15 protein-coding genes are annotated in these 15,990 nt (G+C 33.8%); all 15 read left to right on the top strand.

Annotated elements, in window-relative coordinates; all coding sequences use genetic code 11:
* Positions 1-66: 66 nt before the first annotated feature.
* Positions 67-831 (top strand): tyrosine-protein phosphatase, encoded by a 765-nt coding sequence (locus AC4QJR_RS26570; protein WP_496524771.1) that lies wholly within the window; start codon positions 67-69, stop codon positions 829-831.
* Positions 832-1,156: 325 nt separating this feature from the next.
* Positions 1,157-2,050, top strand: coding sequence for a UTP--glucose-1-phosphate uridylyltransferase GalU (gene galU / locus AC4QJR_RS26565; RefSeq protein ID WP_496524770.1), 894 nt, complete (start codon positions 1,157-1,159; stop codon positions 2,048-2,050).
* Between the two features lie 29 nt (positions 2,051-2,079).
* Complete coding sequence (locus AC4QJR_RS26560; protein ID WP_496526754.1) at positions 2,080-2,742, top strand: sugar transferase; 663 nt, start codon at positions 2,080-2,082, stop codon at positions 2,740-2,742.
* Between the two features lie 625 nt (positions 2,743-3,367).
* Positions 3,368-3,832: a PssD/Cps14F family polysaccharide biosynthesis glycosyltransferase gene (gene pssD, locus AC4QJR_RS26555; protein ID WP_496524769.1), complete on the top strand. Its 465-nt coding sequence runs from the start codon at positions 3,368-3,370 to the stop codon at positions 3,830-3,832.
* A gap of 5 nt (positions 3,833-3,837) precedes the next feature.
* On the top strand, positions 3,838-4,323 hold the full coding sequence (locus tag AC4QJR_RS26550; RefSeq protein WP_496526753.1) for a glycosyltransferase: 486 nt from the start codon (positions 3,838-3,840) through the stop codon (positions 4,321-4,323).
* Entirely contained in the window at positions 4,323-5,228 is a 906-nt protein-coding gene (locus AC4QJR_RS26545; protein WP_496524768.1) for a WaaS/CpsH family glycosyltransferase, read from the top strand. Before AC4QJR_RS26550 ends, AC4QJR_RS26545 begins: the two co-directional genes overlap by 1 nt.
* A gap of 20 nt (positions 5,229-5,248) precedes the next feature.
* Positions 5,249-6,412: a glycosyltransferase family 4 protein gene (locus AC4QJR_RS26540; protein WP_496524767.1), complete on the top strand. Its 1,164-nt coding sequence runs from the start codon at positions 5,249-5,251 to the stop codon at positions 6,410-6,412.
* 4 nt (positions 6,413-6,416) lie between these two features.
* Entirely contained in the window at positions 6,417-7,445 is a 1,029-nt protein-coding gene (locus tag AC4QJR_RS26535) for a glycosyltransferase family 2 protein (protein ID WP_496524766.1), read from the top strand.
* Between the two features lie 97 nt (positions 7,446-7,542).
* The gene (locus AC4QJR_RS26530) at positions 7,543-8,082 is read left to right on the top strand and encodes an LbetaH domain-containing protein (RefSeq protein WP_496524765.1); all 540 of its coding nucleotides are present in this window, start codon (positions 7,543-7,545) and stop codon (positions 8,080-8,082) included.
* 55 nt (positions 8,083-8,137) lie between these two features.
* Positions 8,138-9,235, top strand: a complete 1,098-nt coding sequence (locus AC4QJR_RS26525; RefSeq protein ID WP_496524764.1) for a glycosyltransferase family 4 protein — start codon at positions 8,138-8,140, stop codon at positions 9,233-9,235.
* Positions 9,236-9,264: 29 nt separating this feature from the next.
* Positions 9,265-10,554: a hypothetical protein gene (locus tag AC4QJR_RS26520; protein WP_496524763.1), complete on the top strand. Its 1,290-nt coding sequence runs from the start codon at positions 9,265-9,267 to the stop codon at positions 10,552-10,554.
* A 93-nt stretch (positions 10,555-10,647) separates the two neighbouring features.
* A complete protein-coding gene (locus tag AC4QJR_RS26515) occupies positions 10,648-11,373 on the top strand; it encodes a glycosyltransferase family 32 protein (RefSeq protein WP_496524762.1) in 726 nt (241 codons plus the stop codon).
* 106 nt (positions 11,374-11,479) lie between these two features.
* Complete coding sequence (locus AC4QJR_RS26510) at positions 11,480-12,946, top strand: flippase (RefSeq protein ID WP_496524761.1); 1,467 nt, start codon at positions 11,480-11,482, stop codon at positions 12,944-12,946.
* Positions 12,947-13,313: 367 nt separating this feature from the next.
* Positions 13,314-14,732, top strand: a complete 1,419-nt coding sequence (locus tag AC4QJR_RS26505) for a UDP-glucose dehydrogenase family protein (RefSeq protein ID WP_496524760.1) — start codon at positions 13,314-13,316, stop codon at positions 14,730-14,732.
* Positions 14,716-15,753, top strand: a complete 1,038-nt coding sequence (locus tag AC4QJR_RS26500) for a GDP-mannose 4,6-dehydratase (RefSeq protein WP_496524759.1) — start codon at positions 14,716-14,718, stop codon at positions 15,751-15,753. The genes AC4QJR_RS26505 and AC4QJR_RS26500 overlap by 17 nt, the downstream gene beginning before the upstream one ends.
* Positions 15,754-15,990 lie beyond the last annotated feature (237 nt).

Raw genomic sequence — 15,990 nt, 5'->3', positions numbered from 1 at the left:
CGAATCTATGTTACTATGAAAAATGTCGGTAGAAAATAACAATTTATTGGAAAGAGTGTGTGACCAATGATTGATTTGCATAGTCATATATTACCGGGCGTAGATGATGGGGCAAGGAATTTGTCGGAAAGTGTCAACATGGCCAAGAAGGCTGTTGAACAAGGAATTCACACGATTGTTGCCACACCGCATCATTTGAACAATCGTTACGAAAACCCAAAACAAACCATTATTGATAGAGTTAGAGAATTAAATAAGGCTTTACTAGAAGAAAAGATAGATTTGAATGTACTTCCAGGGCAAGAAACCCGGATCTATGGGGAAATGGTGGAAGGCTATGAAATAGGTGAAATTCTGCCAATAGATAACACACAATATGTATTGGTAGAGTTTTCGTCTGGTCATGTCCCGAGATACACGGAGAAGTTGTTTTATGATTTGCAGACAAAAGGACTTATTCCGGTGATTGTTCATCCAGAACGTAATCAGGCAATTATTGAACGTCCTGAAATTCTTTATCAGCTTGTGAAAAAAGGAGCACTAACACAGGTTACAGCTTCTAGTATCTGTGGTGATTTTGGGAAGAAGATCAAGAACTTTTCTTTGCAATTAATCGATGCAAACCTTACTCATTTCATTGCTTCGGATGCTCATAATACGAGCAATCGTACGTTTAAAATGAGAGAGGCATTCGACATGGTTCAAGCAAAGTACGGGACTGACTTGGTGTATTTATTCCAAGAGAATGCTGAACTTGTCATTGAAGGAAGTCATGTTTATAAAGAAGTGCCTGAACGAATTAAAAAGAAGCGGTTTTTTAACATCTTTTAACCGACTAAGCCGATAAGTGTTAACAGACTTTCAACTTACACCTTTATCAGGCTACACTGCCTGATCGGCGATGCCTCCTGTCCGATATCAATGGGGGCACTCGATTGTGCTGTGGGTTCCCCCGGGGGACCTTAGACGCCTGTCGTCAGGAGCATGATGTGAGGCCGGGTTAGATGCCCGATTATTAATAAAACAATAGATATCTAATGAAAGAATAAGTGTGAAAGCACTTGCAATTCCATTAGATATTTATTTTTTTGCCTCTTTGCTTTAGCAAAGGAAAGAGTTCAGTAGATAAACAAATGAATTAGTGGGGGAATTAATAGTGAAAAGAGTAAGAAAAGCCATTATTCCAGCTGCAGGGCTGGGGACGAGATTTTTACCTGCAACAAAGGCGATGCCAAAAGAAATGCTTCCCATCGTTGATAAGCCGACAATCCAGTACATAGTGGAAGAGGCTGTGGCATCCGGGATTGAAGATATTATCATTGTAACCGGTAAAGGGAAACGAGCGATTGAAGACCATTTCGATAATGCCGTGGAATTGGAACAAAACTTAATAGAGAAAGAAAAGTATGAAATCTTGGAAAGAGTTCAGTATGCGACCAATCTTGCGGATATCCATTACATTCGCCAAAAAGAGCCGAAGGGCCTTGGACATGCGGTCTGGTCAGCAAGAAACTTTATCGGTAATGAACCTTTTGCAGTCCTTTTAGGAGATGACATTGTTCAAAGTGAAACTCCTTGTCTAAAACAGCTAATTAATCAATATGAGGAGACTTTCTCTTCAGTAATTGGAGTTCAGCAAGTAGCTGAAAATGAAACAAACCGTTATGGAATTATTGATCCTTCTACTCAGAATGGTAGACGTTATCAGGTTAACAACTTTGTTGAAAAACCAAAACTAGGTACAGCACCTTCAAATTTAGCTATCATGGGCCGATATATACTTACCCCGGAGATCTTTATGTTCCTTGACCGTCAGGAAAAAGGGGCAGGCGGCGAGATTCAATTAACAGATGCTATTCAACGCTTAAATGAAATCCAGCGAGTATTTGCGTATGACTTTGAGGGCAAGCGATATGACGTCGGTGAAAAATTCGGTTTTGTGAAGACAACGATTGAATTTGCTTTGCAGCATGATGACCTCCATGACGATATGCTAGATTACCTAAAAAATCTAGTTTCTTCATTAGATAAAGAAAAAGTAATGTTATAGAGAGAAGGAAGGGGTCGCGGTTGTCGAATCTGGCAAATCAAGAAGTATCTTATTTAGAAAACCAGGAATTACTTGTTAATAACGGAAAAACATATGTATTAACAAAAAGATTAATTGATATTATTGGTTCTTCATTGGGAATTATTCTTTTAGGTTTTCTTTTTATTATTATTGCGATTCTAATTAAACTGGAGGATCCAAAGGGAGCCATTCTATTTTCACAGAAAAGAGTTGGACTGAACGGAAAAGAGTTTAGAATGTATAAATTCCGTTCGATGATATCCAATGCCGAGGAAAAGTTACAAGAACTGTTAAAGCATAATGAAGTATCTGGTGCCATGTTTAAGATGAAAGATGACCCAAGGATTACAAAAATCGGTAAATTTATTAGGAAGACGAGTATTGATGAATTGCCCCAACTATTTAATGTTTTAAAAGGGGATATGAGTTTGGTTGGTCCACGGCCGCCACTTCCTAGAGAAGTTGCTGTTTATTCGGAGTATGACAAGCAACGTTTATTAGTCACACCAGGTTGTACAGGACTCTGGCAGGTTAGTGGGAGAAATAGTGTTGGATTCGAGGAAATGGTGAAGTTGGATCTTCAATATATCCGAGAACGTTCCTTCCTATATGATATAAAGATTATCTTAAAAACGGTACTAGTATTATTTGGATCGAAAGATGCATTCTAGAAGAGAGGTTTAAGGCATGATGAATTTAGATTCAAAAATTTATGCTGCAGGCAATCGAGTCCTTGTCAGTTCGTGATTTTAGAAATCTATAAAAATTAAACTTAGATTTAATAAATATTGTATAAGAGGATTTCCCTACACCATACTTTGAATAAAAAATAAATGGGAAGCTCATAAAAGGAAATCCAAATTAGAAGGATTATAAATGGTAGGTTGAAACTAAACTTAAGCATCAATTAAACAACAATGAATAAGCGTTAGCAAACAATTCGCTTACATCTTATTAGGAATAAATGGAAAATTCATTGGTGCTTATATCCCAACCAAACAAAGAACATGGATTAAATGGCTTACCATGAAGATTTCTACTAGAAAGCCGCCACGATTAATAGCAGTGAAAAAGAAGCAGTGCAAATAGAACAATTGAAACAAGTTTTATTAACTCTAATCAACAAGAAGTTGGTTTTACCGCTGAGTTTTATTTGTCCTCGGAGTGACAAGCTTCTTTATAGGGGGTACACATTCATAGATGGTAAAGAGAACTTAAACTTTCTGAAAAGGTTCAGAAGTGGGTGGAGTTAAATGTTACTTTTAAGTTTTCAAAATTCAGGATGGGTGATAAAAAATGAAAAATCGTGATAAAACACCAAAACTTTGTTTAGTTTCTTCATCAGGGGGCCATTGGGAGCAATTGCAAAAGTTGCAACCTTTAATTGATAAGTATGATGGTTTTCTAGTAACGGAGAAGACTCAATTTCAAGCTAACGCAAAGTATTTTATGAAACAAACAGATATGAAAGATAGATTAATGCCTTTTAAGATGATTGTAAATAGCATAAAAGCGATTGTTATTTGGATAAAGGAAAAGCCTGACTTTGTGATTACAACGGGAACAATGGTGGCTTATCCATTTTATCTGCTTGCTGTTTTGACACGCAAGAAATTTGTATTCATAGAAACTTTTGGTAGAGCTAATATGCCTACAGTTGCGGGCCGCATGATGGAGAAACATTCTGATCTTTTTATTGTGCAGTGGGAGACTCAAAAGAAGTTTTACAAAAAAGCTATTTACGGAGGATGCCTATATTGATTTTTGTGACTGTTGGGTCTAGAAGTTACCCTTTTGACCGTTTGTTTAAAAAAATTGATGAATTGTATGAAAAGGGAATCCTAAATGATGATATATTCGCACAGATAGGTGTATCTAAATACAAACCAAAACACTATGAATATAAGGACTTTATTTCTCAGGAGGAATTTAAAGAAAAAATAGAGAAAGCAGATATTGTGGTTAGTCATGGAGCATCAGGTTCTATTATGAAGGCGCTGAATGCGGGGAAAAAAGTGATTGTAGTAACTCGACTTGAAAAGTACGGTGAACACATCAATGATCATCAAATACAAAATAATGAGGCTTTCTCAGAAAATAGATATGTTTCGATGGCTGATTTAGAGTTAACTGATTTGGGAGAGTGTTTTGCCGAAATGTATGAGGGGACTGCTGATATTGTCCCATGGGAAAATAGAGACCCGATGGCAATTGTGAATTTGATCGATAAGTTTATACAGGAGAACTGGTAATGGGAAAGTATATTATTGTCCGATCAAATCGGCTAAATTCGTTTTCAAAAAGGATTGATTCAAATAATTTAAAAGTACTTAATATGTTCCGGGAACTAAGTCCACTGTTAACTTTATTCAAGGAAATATTCTTGAAGTTCAGATTCTATCTGCCAAGCTTTTTCTTTAATAATGAGTTAGCTAATTTAGATGAAGCAGATACTCTAATAGTGTTTGATGGGCATGCTAGAATTGGATTCTTAAAATGGCTAAAAACAGTTAATCCTGAAAAAAGGATTATTTTATGGCTTTGGAATACTGTGGATGAAATTGGAGGAAACCTACCTTTGAATAAAGTTCCGGAGGGTATTGAAATATGGTCATACTCAGAACATGATTGTGGAAAATATGGTCTGAAATATAATACAACCTTTTATTGGGACAGTTATACACCACTAGATGGTGTAACATCTAATGATATTTATTTCATTGGGAAGGACAAAGGTCGGTTGCATAAGGTCAAAACAATTGAAGAAATGTGTAAGAATATTGGATTAAACTACTTTTTTCAAATTGTACCCACCCATAAGTATTCTTTGCCGAGGAAAGAATATTGTGCGGCTATCAAATATGAAGAAGTCCAAAAAAATATTGCTGAATCAAGAGCAATTTTAGATATAAAGGTAAGTCCCACAGCAGGACCCTCAATAAGACCATTAGAAGCAGCTTTTTATAAAAAAAAGTTGGTAACAGATGATAAAGATGCAGTTAGTTTTAAGTTCTATATGAAAAATAATATTTTTATTTTGGGGTTAGATGATATTAATGACTTAAACGATTTTATTTCGTCTGATTATAGTGATGTGTCTAAAGAGGAAATAGAGTATTATAATGTACAAAATTGGCTTACGCGATTTGAGCGCTGAATGTTAGGAGTAGCAAGAATATGAAAAAAGTTTTAGAACTAGCAGCAAATGCTTATCAAAAAGCATTGGATAAACATGAGTCAAAAATTGTAAATAACATTTTGAGTATTGAGTCCTTTGAGCCGGTCGATAATGTTAAACCTACAAAGGTCAAGAGAGTCTCTTTTGTTGTTCCAACATTAAAAAAATATGCAGGTGGGCATACGTCAATCTTGCGCTTAGGAACATACTTGGCCAATCAAAATATTGATGTGGCATATATAAGTTTTCACAATCAAAATGTTGCAGAAATGGAGTCCATTGCCCATTCTAATTTGAGTACAGTAAAAGGCGTTTTTTTACAATATAAGAATTCTAAAGATTATGTTTCAGATGTATGCGTTGCAACATCTTGGGAAAGTGTTTATTGGGCAAAACAGTTAGTTGGTTACAAAGTATATTTCGTCCAGGATTATGAACCCTATTTTTTTAAACTGAATGAAAGATATCTTCTGGCAAAAAAGACATATGAATTAGGATTCCACATTATTAGTTTAGGTCAATGGAATGCTAAACAGATTGAACGAGAGTGCTCTGTTGTTTCCAAAGTGGACTTTATTAATTTTCCATATGAGCCAAACGAATATGTACTACGTGAACGTGATTATATTAGATATAAGAATAAAAAACAATTTACTATAGCAGTGTATACGAAGGAAGAAGGAAAAAGGATTCCAAACTTACTTCAAGGGATACTATGTAGGGCTAAGGAAGAATTGCAAGAGAAGGGAATTGAATTGGAAATTATCTTTTTTGGATTAAAGCCTAATCATAAAGTTTCAGTGGGGAGAAATGTAGGTAAACTTTCAAGGACTGAACTGACTGAGTTGTATGAAAAATCAGATTTTGGTCTAGTAGCGTCAATGACCAATATCTCATTAGTACCGTATGAGATGATGGCAACAGGGCTTCCAGTGATAGAGTTTGCTGACGGCTCCTATACTGAATTTTTGCCTTCCGATTCAGCAATATTAATAGATTTCAATTATAGAACTTTGGTTAATGAAGTGACGAAATGTATTTCTCAGCCAGAATTAATTGAATCAATGATGAAAAGAGGAATGATGGCAATATCAAAACTGTCCTGGGAAAACACGAGCAAAGAATTTATAGATATACTGAATTACGAACTCTGTGAGGAATAGAAGAATGTTAGTATCAATTATAGTACCAGTTTACAATGTGGAAAAGTATTTAGCTAGATGCCTTGAAAGTATTCTGCAGCAATCATTTACTGAATATGAAGTTGTTTTAGTTAATGATGGGTCAAAGGATAGTTCTGGTGAAATATGTAATGCTTACGCGAATGAGTATAAAAATTTCAAAGTTATACATCAAGAAAATGCGGGATTGGGTTATGCACGTAATACAGGGCTCGAATATGCAAATGGAAAATATGTCATGTTTGTTGATTCTGATGACTATATTGAGCCTACAATGATTGAAAATTTGTATACATGCATGGTAAATAATTATGCCGACACTTGCATTGGTGGATTTCGAAGAGTTCAAGGTCAAAAAATTGACATTAGAGTAAATACTTATGCAGGGAAGGTATTTGACGGAGAAAATATAAAGCGAGAATTACTGATAAGGATGTTAGGTAAAACTCCTAATGGAAAAGATCATATTGAAATGTCGGTTTGGAAAGTTCTATTTTCAAATGATATTATTAAGGAACACAAATTACGATTTCCTTCAGAGAGAGAATTAATTAGTGAAGATATTGTTTTCGATTTAGAATACTACACACGTGCAAAGGTAGTAAGCATCTCTAATGATACTGGGTATTGTTATTGTGATAATGAAGCATCCTTAACCACGAACTATAGGGAAAATAGGTTTGAATTACAAAAAAAATTGTATTTATATTTATCAGAAAGAACAAAAAAGCTAGGCTTATATGAATTGTGCAATGAAAGAATTATGACTACTTTCATTTCAAATGTAAGATATTGTATAAAACTTGAAGTTAAGTTTAGTGACACAAATACAAAAAAGGTAGCGAGAAATAATATAGAGATTATATGTAGGGACCCCTTAACACGTAAAGTAATTTCCGAGTATAGCAACAGAGAAGTCCCCCTCAAATCAAGGTTGGTCAATTATGTAATAAAATATAAATTAGTTGGAGTTCTTATTGCAATAATGCAATTAAAAAACAGATATGATATTTAGAGAGAGGATCTCTAATGACTATACAAGGAACTGGATAGATATAGCTTAGGCTATAAAAATGTATAGGGTAAAAATATAAATAACTATGTGAGGCACAATGAACAAAAAAGAGTATATATTTTCCGATAATAAATTTTTTAATGAGTTAGGGATGAAAACAAGAATCAGGCTCCATTTAACAAACGATCATTGGATATTAATACGAAGATATTTGCAATATCTTCGTAGACAAGAATATTACATGCAACATGGTGGTTTTTTTGGGAAGATTCTAAGCATCTTCTGGGGGAGAAAGAAGAACAACCTTGGTAATAAATTGGGTTTTCATATACCTGCATATACATTAGGAACTAGTAGTGAGATATATCACCATGGAGCAATAACAATAAATGGGGATGCTAAAATAGGGAATAATTGTAAGTTGCATGGAATGAATTGTATAGGGAATAACGGAAAAGATACAAGAGCACCAATTATAGGAAATAATGTTGATATAGGTGTTGGCGCAAAGATTATAGGTGGAATAGTAATTGCCGATAATATAAAAATTGGAGCAAACGCTTTGGTCACAAAAGATTGTTTGATAGAAGGTTGTACATTAGTAGGAATTCCAGCTGTTCCCCTTAAAATAGATTAGCATTTCGAAAATATTAAATAATATTACAAAAATAGTTTATACGTAGAGGTAATAAATGAAACCAAAAATATGTTTTTTTATTGGAGATATTGGGAGATCCGGCGGAACCGAACGAGTTTGTGTTCTAATAGCAAACGAACTCTCTAGACGGGGATATAATGTGAATATTTTGAGCTCTTGGAAAGGAAATCCTCCATTTTTTAGGACGGAACAAAACGTCGACATTTATTATTTGATTGACGGAAAAGTTGAGGCGTGGATGAAGAAAACATATGTCTATGCCATTAAAAAGCTTAGAAATTTCATAAATAAAAATAATATTGATATTTTAATTGATGTGGATACTGTACTCAGTAGGTATTCAGCCTATGCAGTAAAAGGCACAAAATGTAAGTTGATTTCTTGGGAACATTTTAACTATTTGCACACATTGGAAGATAAACAAAGAATAAGAGCCTTGAGATTGGCAAAAAAATATTCAAGTAGGATTTTAGTACTGACTAAAGAAGATAAAAGAATGCATATAGAAATAGGCGGAGTATCTAGTGAAAAGGTGGCACAAATTTATAATCCAACATCTTTTCCAATTAACTCTACACCAGAATTAGGGGAGAATATTTTTTTAGCCGTAGGAAGATTAACGTACCAAAAGGGATTTGAAAGGTTATTGCGCGCTTGGAAAATTGTGTTAGCTGTGGTACCTGACTGGAAGCTACAAATTGTTGGCTCTGGGGAAGATAGAGAAGCATTGTTGAAATTATCTAAAGAACTTGGATTAAAAAGAATAGAAATGATTCCAACTACTGAAAAGATAGAACATTTTTATTTAAACGCATCAGTTTTTGTCCTTTCATCGAGATATGAAGGGTTTCCAATGGTTTTGTTAGAAGCAAAGGCTAAAGCGTTGCCAATTATTGCATTTGATTGTAAAACAGGTCCAAATGAAATAGTAACTGATTCAAAAAGTGGATTTATAGTTGATGAAGGCAATATTGAAAAAATGGCAGATAAAATGATAAAACTTGCAAAAGAATCAGAATTACGTAGGAAGTTCTCGGAAGAAAGTTTAAAAGAAATTAGCTCATATACCGTGGAATCTATTGGGGATAAATGGGAAGATTTACTTACTGAGATTATGTTATCTGCTAACTGAAATGTTTGCTGAAGAAAGGAGCGGATAACATGCATATAGAATTTAAGAAAAGAAGTATATTAACGATATTGATATACGTACTAGCACTTATACCTTCAATATTACGCGGGATATGTGTTAATTTTGGATTGCCGCTTTCAATAGTAAAATACACAGACTATGCGTCGCTGATAATAATTCTTTTTCTTTTTCTCGTGAAAAATAGAACAAAGACTAAATATGAAAATATACCAATCTTGGTTGGGTTAGGAATCATTATTGGACTTAGCTTAATGAGTTTGGTAGTAACAGGCATACCATTGGCGCAATATATGCGAGGGATATTTAATTATTTTCATATATATATATTCTTATTAATAGTCGCATATACGATGACTGTAGATGATTATGATACAGTTGGCAATTTAATTATAGGAATTGTTGTAATCGACACATTGTTCGTAGTGTATCAATATTTCTCACTGGGTTTAAGCCAAGATCTGCTAGGGGGAGTTTTTGGTAATTCCGCAGGCGCTAATGGAATACAAAATACTTTTTCCTGTATTGGACTAATTATTTTATTATCAAGGTATTTGCACAATAAGACAACTTTCAAGAAATTAGCAATTTATTTGCTGATAACAGCATTTATTGCAGGGTTAGCAGAACTTACTATGTATTTCTTTGAAATTGTCATATTAATAGTTGCAGGACTTGTCCTTAATAAGCAGAGTAAGGTAAGTATTAAAACTGTACTTAAATATACAGCTATTATAGCAACTATCATTATCACGGTGTTTATTGGATTTAAGGTGCTGATAACACTTTTTCCTACAAAAGCAAGATTCGTGGATATCGCGAACGTTCTTGATTATATTGGTGCTTCCAATTCTGGAACTGGAGTGTATGAAATAAGTAGAACCAGAGCTGTCAGTCAGATGGTAGATTTGTTTTTAAAGAGTACTTATAATAAATTATTTGGCTTTGGGATAGGTTATACAATAGAAGGTAGCGCATTTTTTTATTCATATTCGGATATGCAGTATCAGTGGTTTAGTACGGCGATTACTATGCTTGAGAGTGGGTATGTAGGATTACTTATTAAGTTCTTAATATTTTCATATATATTTCTTTTGGCTGGAAAAAAGAAAAAAAGCACAAATGATACAGATATGAAAAGATGGTATTTGGTCTCACAACTTACTGTGATTTTTGGGATTGTTATATTCTTTTATAATAATACATTGGAGAATCAGTATGATTCGTATATAATTGGTTTTTATTTGGCTTCATATGGGTGTATGTTTAATAAAAAAAGTAAAACCAATACTAGTTTATAAAAACTGTGAACAGTCGCTATAGATCTGTGACAAAACTGTCAAATGGATAGAAATACTCCAAAAGTATAGTCAAAATCATGAGGAGGATTTGATGTGATCCCTAAGGTTATACATTATTGTTGGTTTGGTGGAGGACCATTACCTAATAAGGATAAAAAGTGCATTGAAAGCTGGAAAAAATATTGTCCAGATTATGAAATTAAAGAGTGGAATGAATCAAATTATGACATTTCTAGAAATCCGTATATGGCAGCAGCTTATAAAGAAAAAAAATGGGGTTTTGTTTCTGATTATGCTAGACTTGATATTGTTTATTCAGAAGGTGGTTTTTATTTAGATACGGATGTAGAATTGGTGAAGCCTTTAGATGAGGTTAGAGATAATTCTGCTTTTATGGGATTTGAAGGCGGAATATGGACTAGTTCAGGATTAGGATTTGGAGCTGAAGTGTCTAATAACATCATTAGAGAACTGAGGGAAATTTATAAGGAAAAGAGTTTTTACAATAGTGATGGTAGTTTAAATCTTACACCATGTCCTTATTATGCTACTGAACTGCTTGTTAGTAAGGGCTTAAAGCAAAATAATGAGATGCAAGTTATTGATGGAATGAGGATATATCCGACTGAATTTTTTGGTGCAAAGGATTATGAAACGGGCAAGATTAATAGGACTGAACGTACAGTTAGCATACATCATTACAATGCATCCTGGCAAACTCCTACTCAAAAAATCAAAAAAAGGCTTAAATTATTCATTGGTGATAAAAAATTTAAGCAAATTGCTAATTTAGTTCATTTCTTTAGTAGAACACAATAATTATTTAATTCAGGTAAAGGGAGTAATAATATTTTGGACTTATAACTTTTACTCATATAAAAGGTTATCTAAATGAGCTTGTAAACTTTATACAAAGGTCGGAAAAATGAAAAAAAACAAATCAATAAAAGTTAATGCGTTATTAAGTGGATTAAAGACTTTGTTATCTGTTGTGTTTCCATTAATAACATTCCCATACATTACACGAATTATTGGGTCAGATAATTTTGGAAAAGTAGCTTTCTCCACATCAATAGTAACCTATTTTGCCATGATAGCAGCATTAGGAATTAATAATTATGCTATAAGAGAAGGATCTTCTCGTAGAGATGATAAAGATGAGTTTAATAAATTCGCTAATCAAATTTTTACTATTAATATAGTAACTACACTAGCCTCATATATATTACTCTTTTGCTTTTGGCTATTTTGGGACAAATTAAATGGTTACAGTATGTTAATCATTATTCAGAGTTTAGGGATTATTTCAACAACATTAGGCGTTGAGTGGCTGTATACAATATATGAGGATTTTTCATATATTGTAAAACGTTATCTAATAGTACAATTTGCGTCATTAATCCTAATGTTTATTTTCGTTAGGGAACAATCAGACTATCTTTTATATGCAGCCATAATTGTATTTGCTAATGGAGGAGCAAATTTATTTAATTTTATCCATTCTAGAAAATACTGTGACCTTAAACTTATTTGGGATAATAATGTATTAAAGCACATTAAAAAGATATTAATCTTGTTTTTTAATGAAGTGTCTGTATTGATTTATGTGACTTCAGATATTACTATTTTAGGACTTTTTTGTTCGAATCATGTAGTAGGTATATATAGTGTAGCAGCTAAAATATATACAATAGTAAAATCTATATTGAGTTCTATTTTGGTTGTAACTATATCCAGATTATCAAATTATATATCAAACGGTTTAGAAAAAGAGTATTCTATTTTGCAGAAAAATATTCAAAAAGTGTTGATTTTAATCACTATTCCATCAGTTTTGGGAATAATAACTTTGAGCTCTAATATTGTACTAATTGTATCTGGAGAAGAATTTATAGATGCATCATTTGTCTTGAAAGTACTCGGAATAGCTCTATTCTTTTCTATCGGTGCTAGTTATTTTAGTAATATTTTATTGGTGCAAAAAAAAGAATCACTTATTTTAAAATCTACATTTATAGCAGCATTTACAAATATTATATTAAATTTAATATTTATCCCACGTTATGGAGCAATTGCAGCAGCTGGAACAACCGCTTTATCAGAATTAATTGTAATGTTGATTAATATGTATAATGCAAGAAACTTTGTTAAAAATTTTATTTCTGCGAAGGAATTATTGGAAGTGGTTTTGACAGGGATGATTGTTGTCTTTTCGAGCATATTTTTTAAGAATCAAATTGGAAATATGTATATATCAACACTTATGACGATTATGATTAGCATGTTTGGATTTATTATAATTTTATTGTTATTTAAAGATCCTTTAATATATGGTTTTTTAAGTGGAGTAAAGAAAAAAATAAAAAAGAAAACTAGTTTCCGCAATATTTAGTGTTTAGTTTAAATCCCGATAAAGTGTTCAATCAGAGTTGAAATTTGTAAGGCATCTCTATAACATGATAACCGTTTTGCTTTTTAACTTAAGTAATTAGAAAAGATAGGTTTGAAGCCAAATTTAATATTTGGGACTGTATAACTCATCTATAAAATGATATTTGGATAACAAGATGTAGTGAGAACAAATTATTATTGGGGAATTTGAGAATTATTTCGAGAGGTAGTATTCACTAAGGTAACTGTTTATCATTGTTTCTGAACCCATGTTGCAGTATTGCTCGTGGTTTTTTTATTTGTCACAATCTATTAATTAAAATTATATAATTCGGGGTTGCTGAATATTTATTAAAGGTGGTCATATAATGAATATTTATAATAATAGTTATAAAACAATAAATTCTAATTTTAAAATTGCTGTTGCTGGAACTGGTTATGTCGGATTAGTTGCAGGTGTATGCTTTGCTGAAGTTGGTCATCAAGTAACATGTGTTGATATCGATGAGAACAAGGTAAATACAATGAAATCGGGAGTTTCCCCTATTTATGAGGAAAGCTTGGAAGAATTAATGCAGAAAAATTACGCGGTTGGAAGAATCAATTATACAACCGATTATAAGTCAGCCTACAAAGATGCAGATGCAATTTTTATCGGAGTAGGAACTCCAGAACAGCCTGATGGTTCTGCCAATTTATCTTATATAGCAACGGTTGCTAGACAAATAGCTGAATCTATAGAAAAGGATTGCCTTGTAGTCGTGAAATCTACTGTTCCCGTCGGAACCAACGACAAAGTAGAACAATTTATTCATGACTTCCTGGTGAATAATGTTAAAGTCGAGGTTGCTTCTAATCCGGAGTTCCTTGCCCAAGGATCTGCTGTTCACGATACCCTCCATGCTGCACGGATTATCATTGGTACCAAAAGTAAATGGGCAGAAGATATGCTTAGGAAAATCTATGAACCTTTTAATATTCCTATTGTTTCTGTAAGTAGAAGATCCGCAGAGATGATAAAATATGCCTCTAATGATTTCCTTGCTCTTAAAATATCCTATATGAACGACCTCGCCAATCTTTGTGAGATGGTTGGAGCAGATATTCAGGATGTGGCAGTGGGTATGAGTTTCGATGAGCGGATAGGCAGTAAGTTTTTAAATGCCGGTATAGGTTATGGTGGCAGCTGTTTTCCAAAAGATACAAAGGCGTTGACATACCTGGCAGAACAACACGGATATGAACTAAGAACTGTAAAAGCTGCAATCGACGTAAATACGGAACAAAAGACTCTTTTATATAAGAAAGCAAGTAAAAGATTAATAACCTTTAATAGATTAAAAGTAGCAGTTTTAGGATTAACATTTAAACCAGGTACTGATGACCTAAGAGAAGCACCATCTCTAGATAATGTACCATTACTATTGGAACAAGGGGCAGATATTTATGCGTATGACCCGGTTGGAGCGGATAATTTTAAAAAGCGGTACTCTAAAGGAAAACATGGCAAAGGAAGCATCACATATGTTGAAAATGTCCAGGATGCTTTGGAAGGAGCCAACGTCTGCTTTATTTTTACCGAATGGGGTGAGATAAAGTCGATTAAACCCGAAGATTACAAGCGACTGATGAGAACGCCGTTGGTTTATGATGGCCGGAATATCTACGGGATCCATTTTATGAAAGAGGCTGGAGTTGAGTATTACTCCATTGGTAGAAGTGCTGTCACAAGAAAGATACCTGTTTTAAACCTGAAGGAGACGAGCGTAAGTGAATCTAGAATATAAACCATTAGATAAAAGCAAAACCTATTTCATTACCGGAGCTGCCGGTTTCATCGGATCTTACTTGGCCAGAAGTCTGTTGCAGCAAGGCTGCCGTGTCATCGGGATTGATAATTTGAATGAATACTATGATGTGAACCTTAAGTTTGCTCGTTTGGAAACTCTTGACCCTTTTGAAAGGTTTACTTTCATCCGAGGAGACATATCAGATAAAGATCTAGTTAACTCTTTATTTGAAGAGTACAATCCAAATATTGTTGTGAACCTTGCTGCTCAGGCGGGTGTACGGTATTCCATTGAAAACCCAGATGTATATATTCAAAGTAATATTATCGGCTTCTACAACATTTTGGAGGCATGCCGGCATTTTCCGGTGGATCATCTAGTTTATGCTTCCTCAAGTTCCGTTTATGGAACCAATAAAAAAGTACCATTTGAAGAAGATGACTTTGTGGATACCCCAGTTTCCCTGTATGCCGCAACGAAGAAGTCTAATGAATTGATGGCTTACACCTATAGTCATCTCTATAAAATTCCGGCCACAGGACTCAGGTTCTTTACTGTATACGGTCCAATGGGCCGCCCGGACATGGCCTACTTTGGCTTTACGGATAAGTACTTTGCCGGTGAGCCTATTAGAATTTTTAACAATGGCGATTTTGAACACGACCTATACCGGGATTTTACGTACATTGATGATATTGTGGAAGGAATTGAGCGACTACTGAACAACCCTTCGGTTAGAGCTAATAATGTACCTTATAAAGTATTTAACATTGGGAACAACAGCCCAGAAAAATTGATGGTTTTCATAGAAACCTTAGAAAAAGGCTTAAGTAATACATTAGGCAGGGAAGTCCAATTTGAAAAAATCTTTGAGCCCATTAAGCCTGGAGATGTGCCCGCTACTTATGCATCAACAGAATTGTTGGAACAGGCGGTTGGGTTTAAGCCCAAGACTCCTATTGAGGAAGGGCTGAAGCGGTTTGCCGATTGGTATGTAAAATACTATAAGATGAAATAATACAATAATAAATTATGGGGTGACATAAAATCACCCCTATTTTAATTTTTTTTTACTACTAGTAAATATTGTCCACTTGGATAATACTAGCTGTTCCTTTTATGACAATAAATATGACCAATTTTTGTTTACATACAACTTTGGATATTATTTATATAAACTTCTCATTTTAAATAATGATAACCGGCTAGCTTTCTGTATAAAACCGGATATTTTATAGCGCTATTTGAATATTAT

The sequence above is a fragment of the Neobacillus sp. BP17 genome, from assembly GCF_059579525.1.
Note: the sequence above shows the minus strand (reverse complement) of the source record. Positions and strands in the feature narration are given on the sequence as shown.

Bases quoted from the DNA above. Each gene is read 5' to 3' on its own strand.
- AC4QJR_RS26570 (WP_496524771.1), top strand. From the start codon at position 67: ATGATTGATTTGCATAGTCATATATTACCGGGCGTAGATGATGGGGCA.
- pssD (WP_496524769.1), top strand. From the start codon at position 3,368: ATGAAAAATCGTGATAAAACACCAAAACTTTGTTTAGTTTCTTCATCA.
- AC4QJR_RS26545 (WP_496524768.1), top strand. From the start codon at position 4,323: ATGGGAAAGTATATTATTGTCCGATCAAATCGGCTAAATTCGTTTTCA.
- AC4QJR_RS26540 (WP_496524767.1), top strand. From the start codon at position 5,249: ATGAAAAAAGTTTTAGAACTAGCAGCAAATGCTTATCAAAAAGCATTG.
- AC4QJR_RS26535 (WP_496524766.1), top strand. From the start codon at position 6,417: ATGTTAGTATCAATTATAGTACCAGTTTACAATGTGGAAAAGTATTTA.
- AC4QJR_RS26530 (WP_496524765.1), top strand. From the start codon at position 7,543: ATGAACAAAAAAGAGTATATATTTTCCGATAATAAATTTTTTAATGAG.
- AC4QJR_RS26525 (WP_496524764.1), top strand. From the start codon at position 8,138: ATGAAACCAAAAATATGTTTTTTTATTGGAGATATTGGGAGATCCGGC.
- AC4QJR_RS26520 (WP_496524763.1), top strand. From the start codon at position 9,265: ATGCATATAGAATTTAAGAAAAGAAGTATATTAACGATATTGATATAC.
- AC4QJR_RS26510 (WP_496524761.1), top strand. From the start codon at position 11,480: ATGAAAAAAAACAAATCAATAAAAGTTAATGCGTTATTAAGTGGATTA.
- AC4QJR_RS26505 (WP_496524760.1), top strand. From the start codon at position 13,314: ATGAATATTTATAATAATAGTTATAAAACAATAAATTCTAATTTTAAA.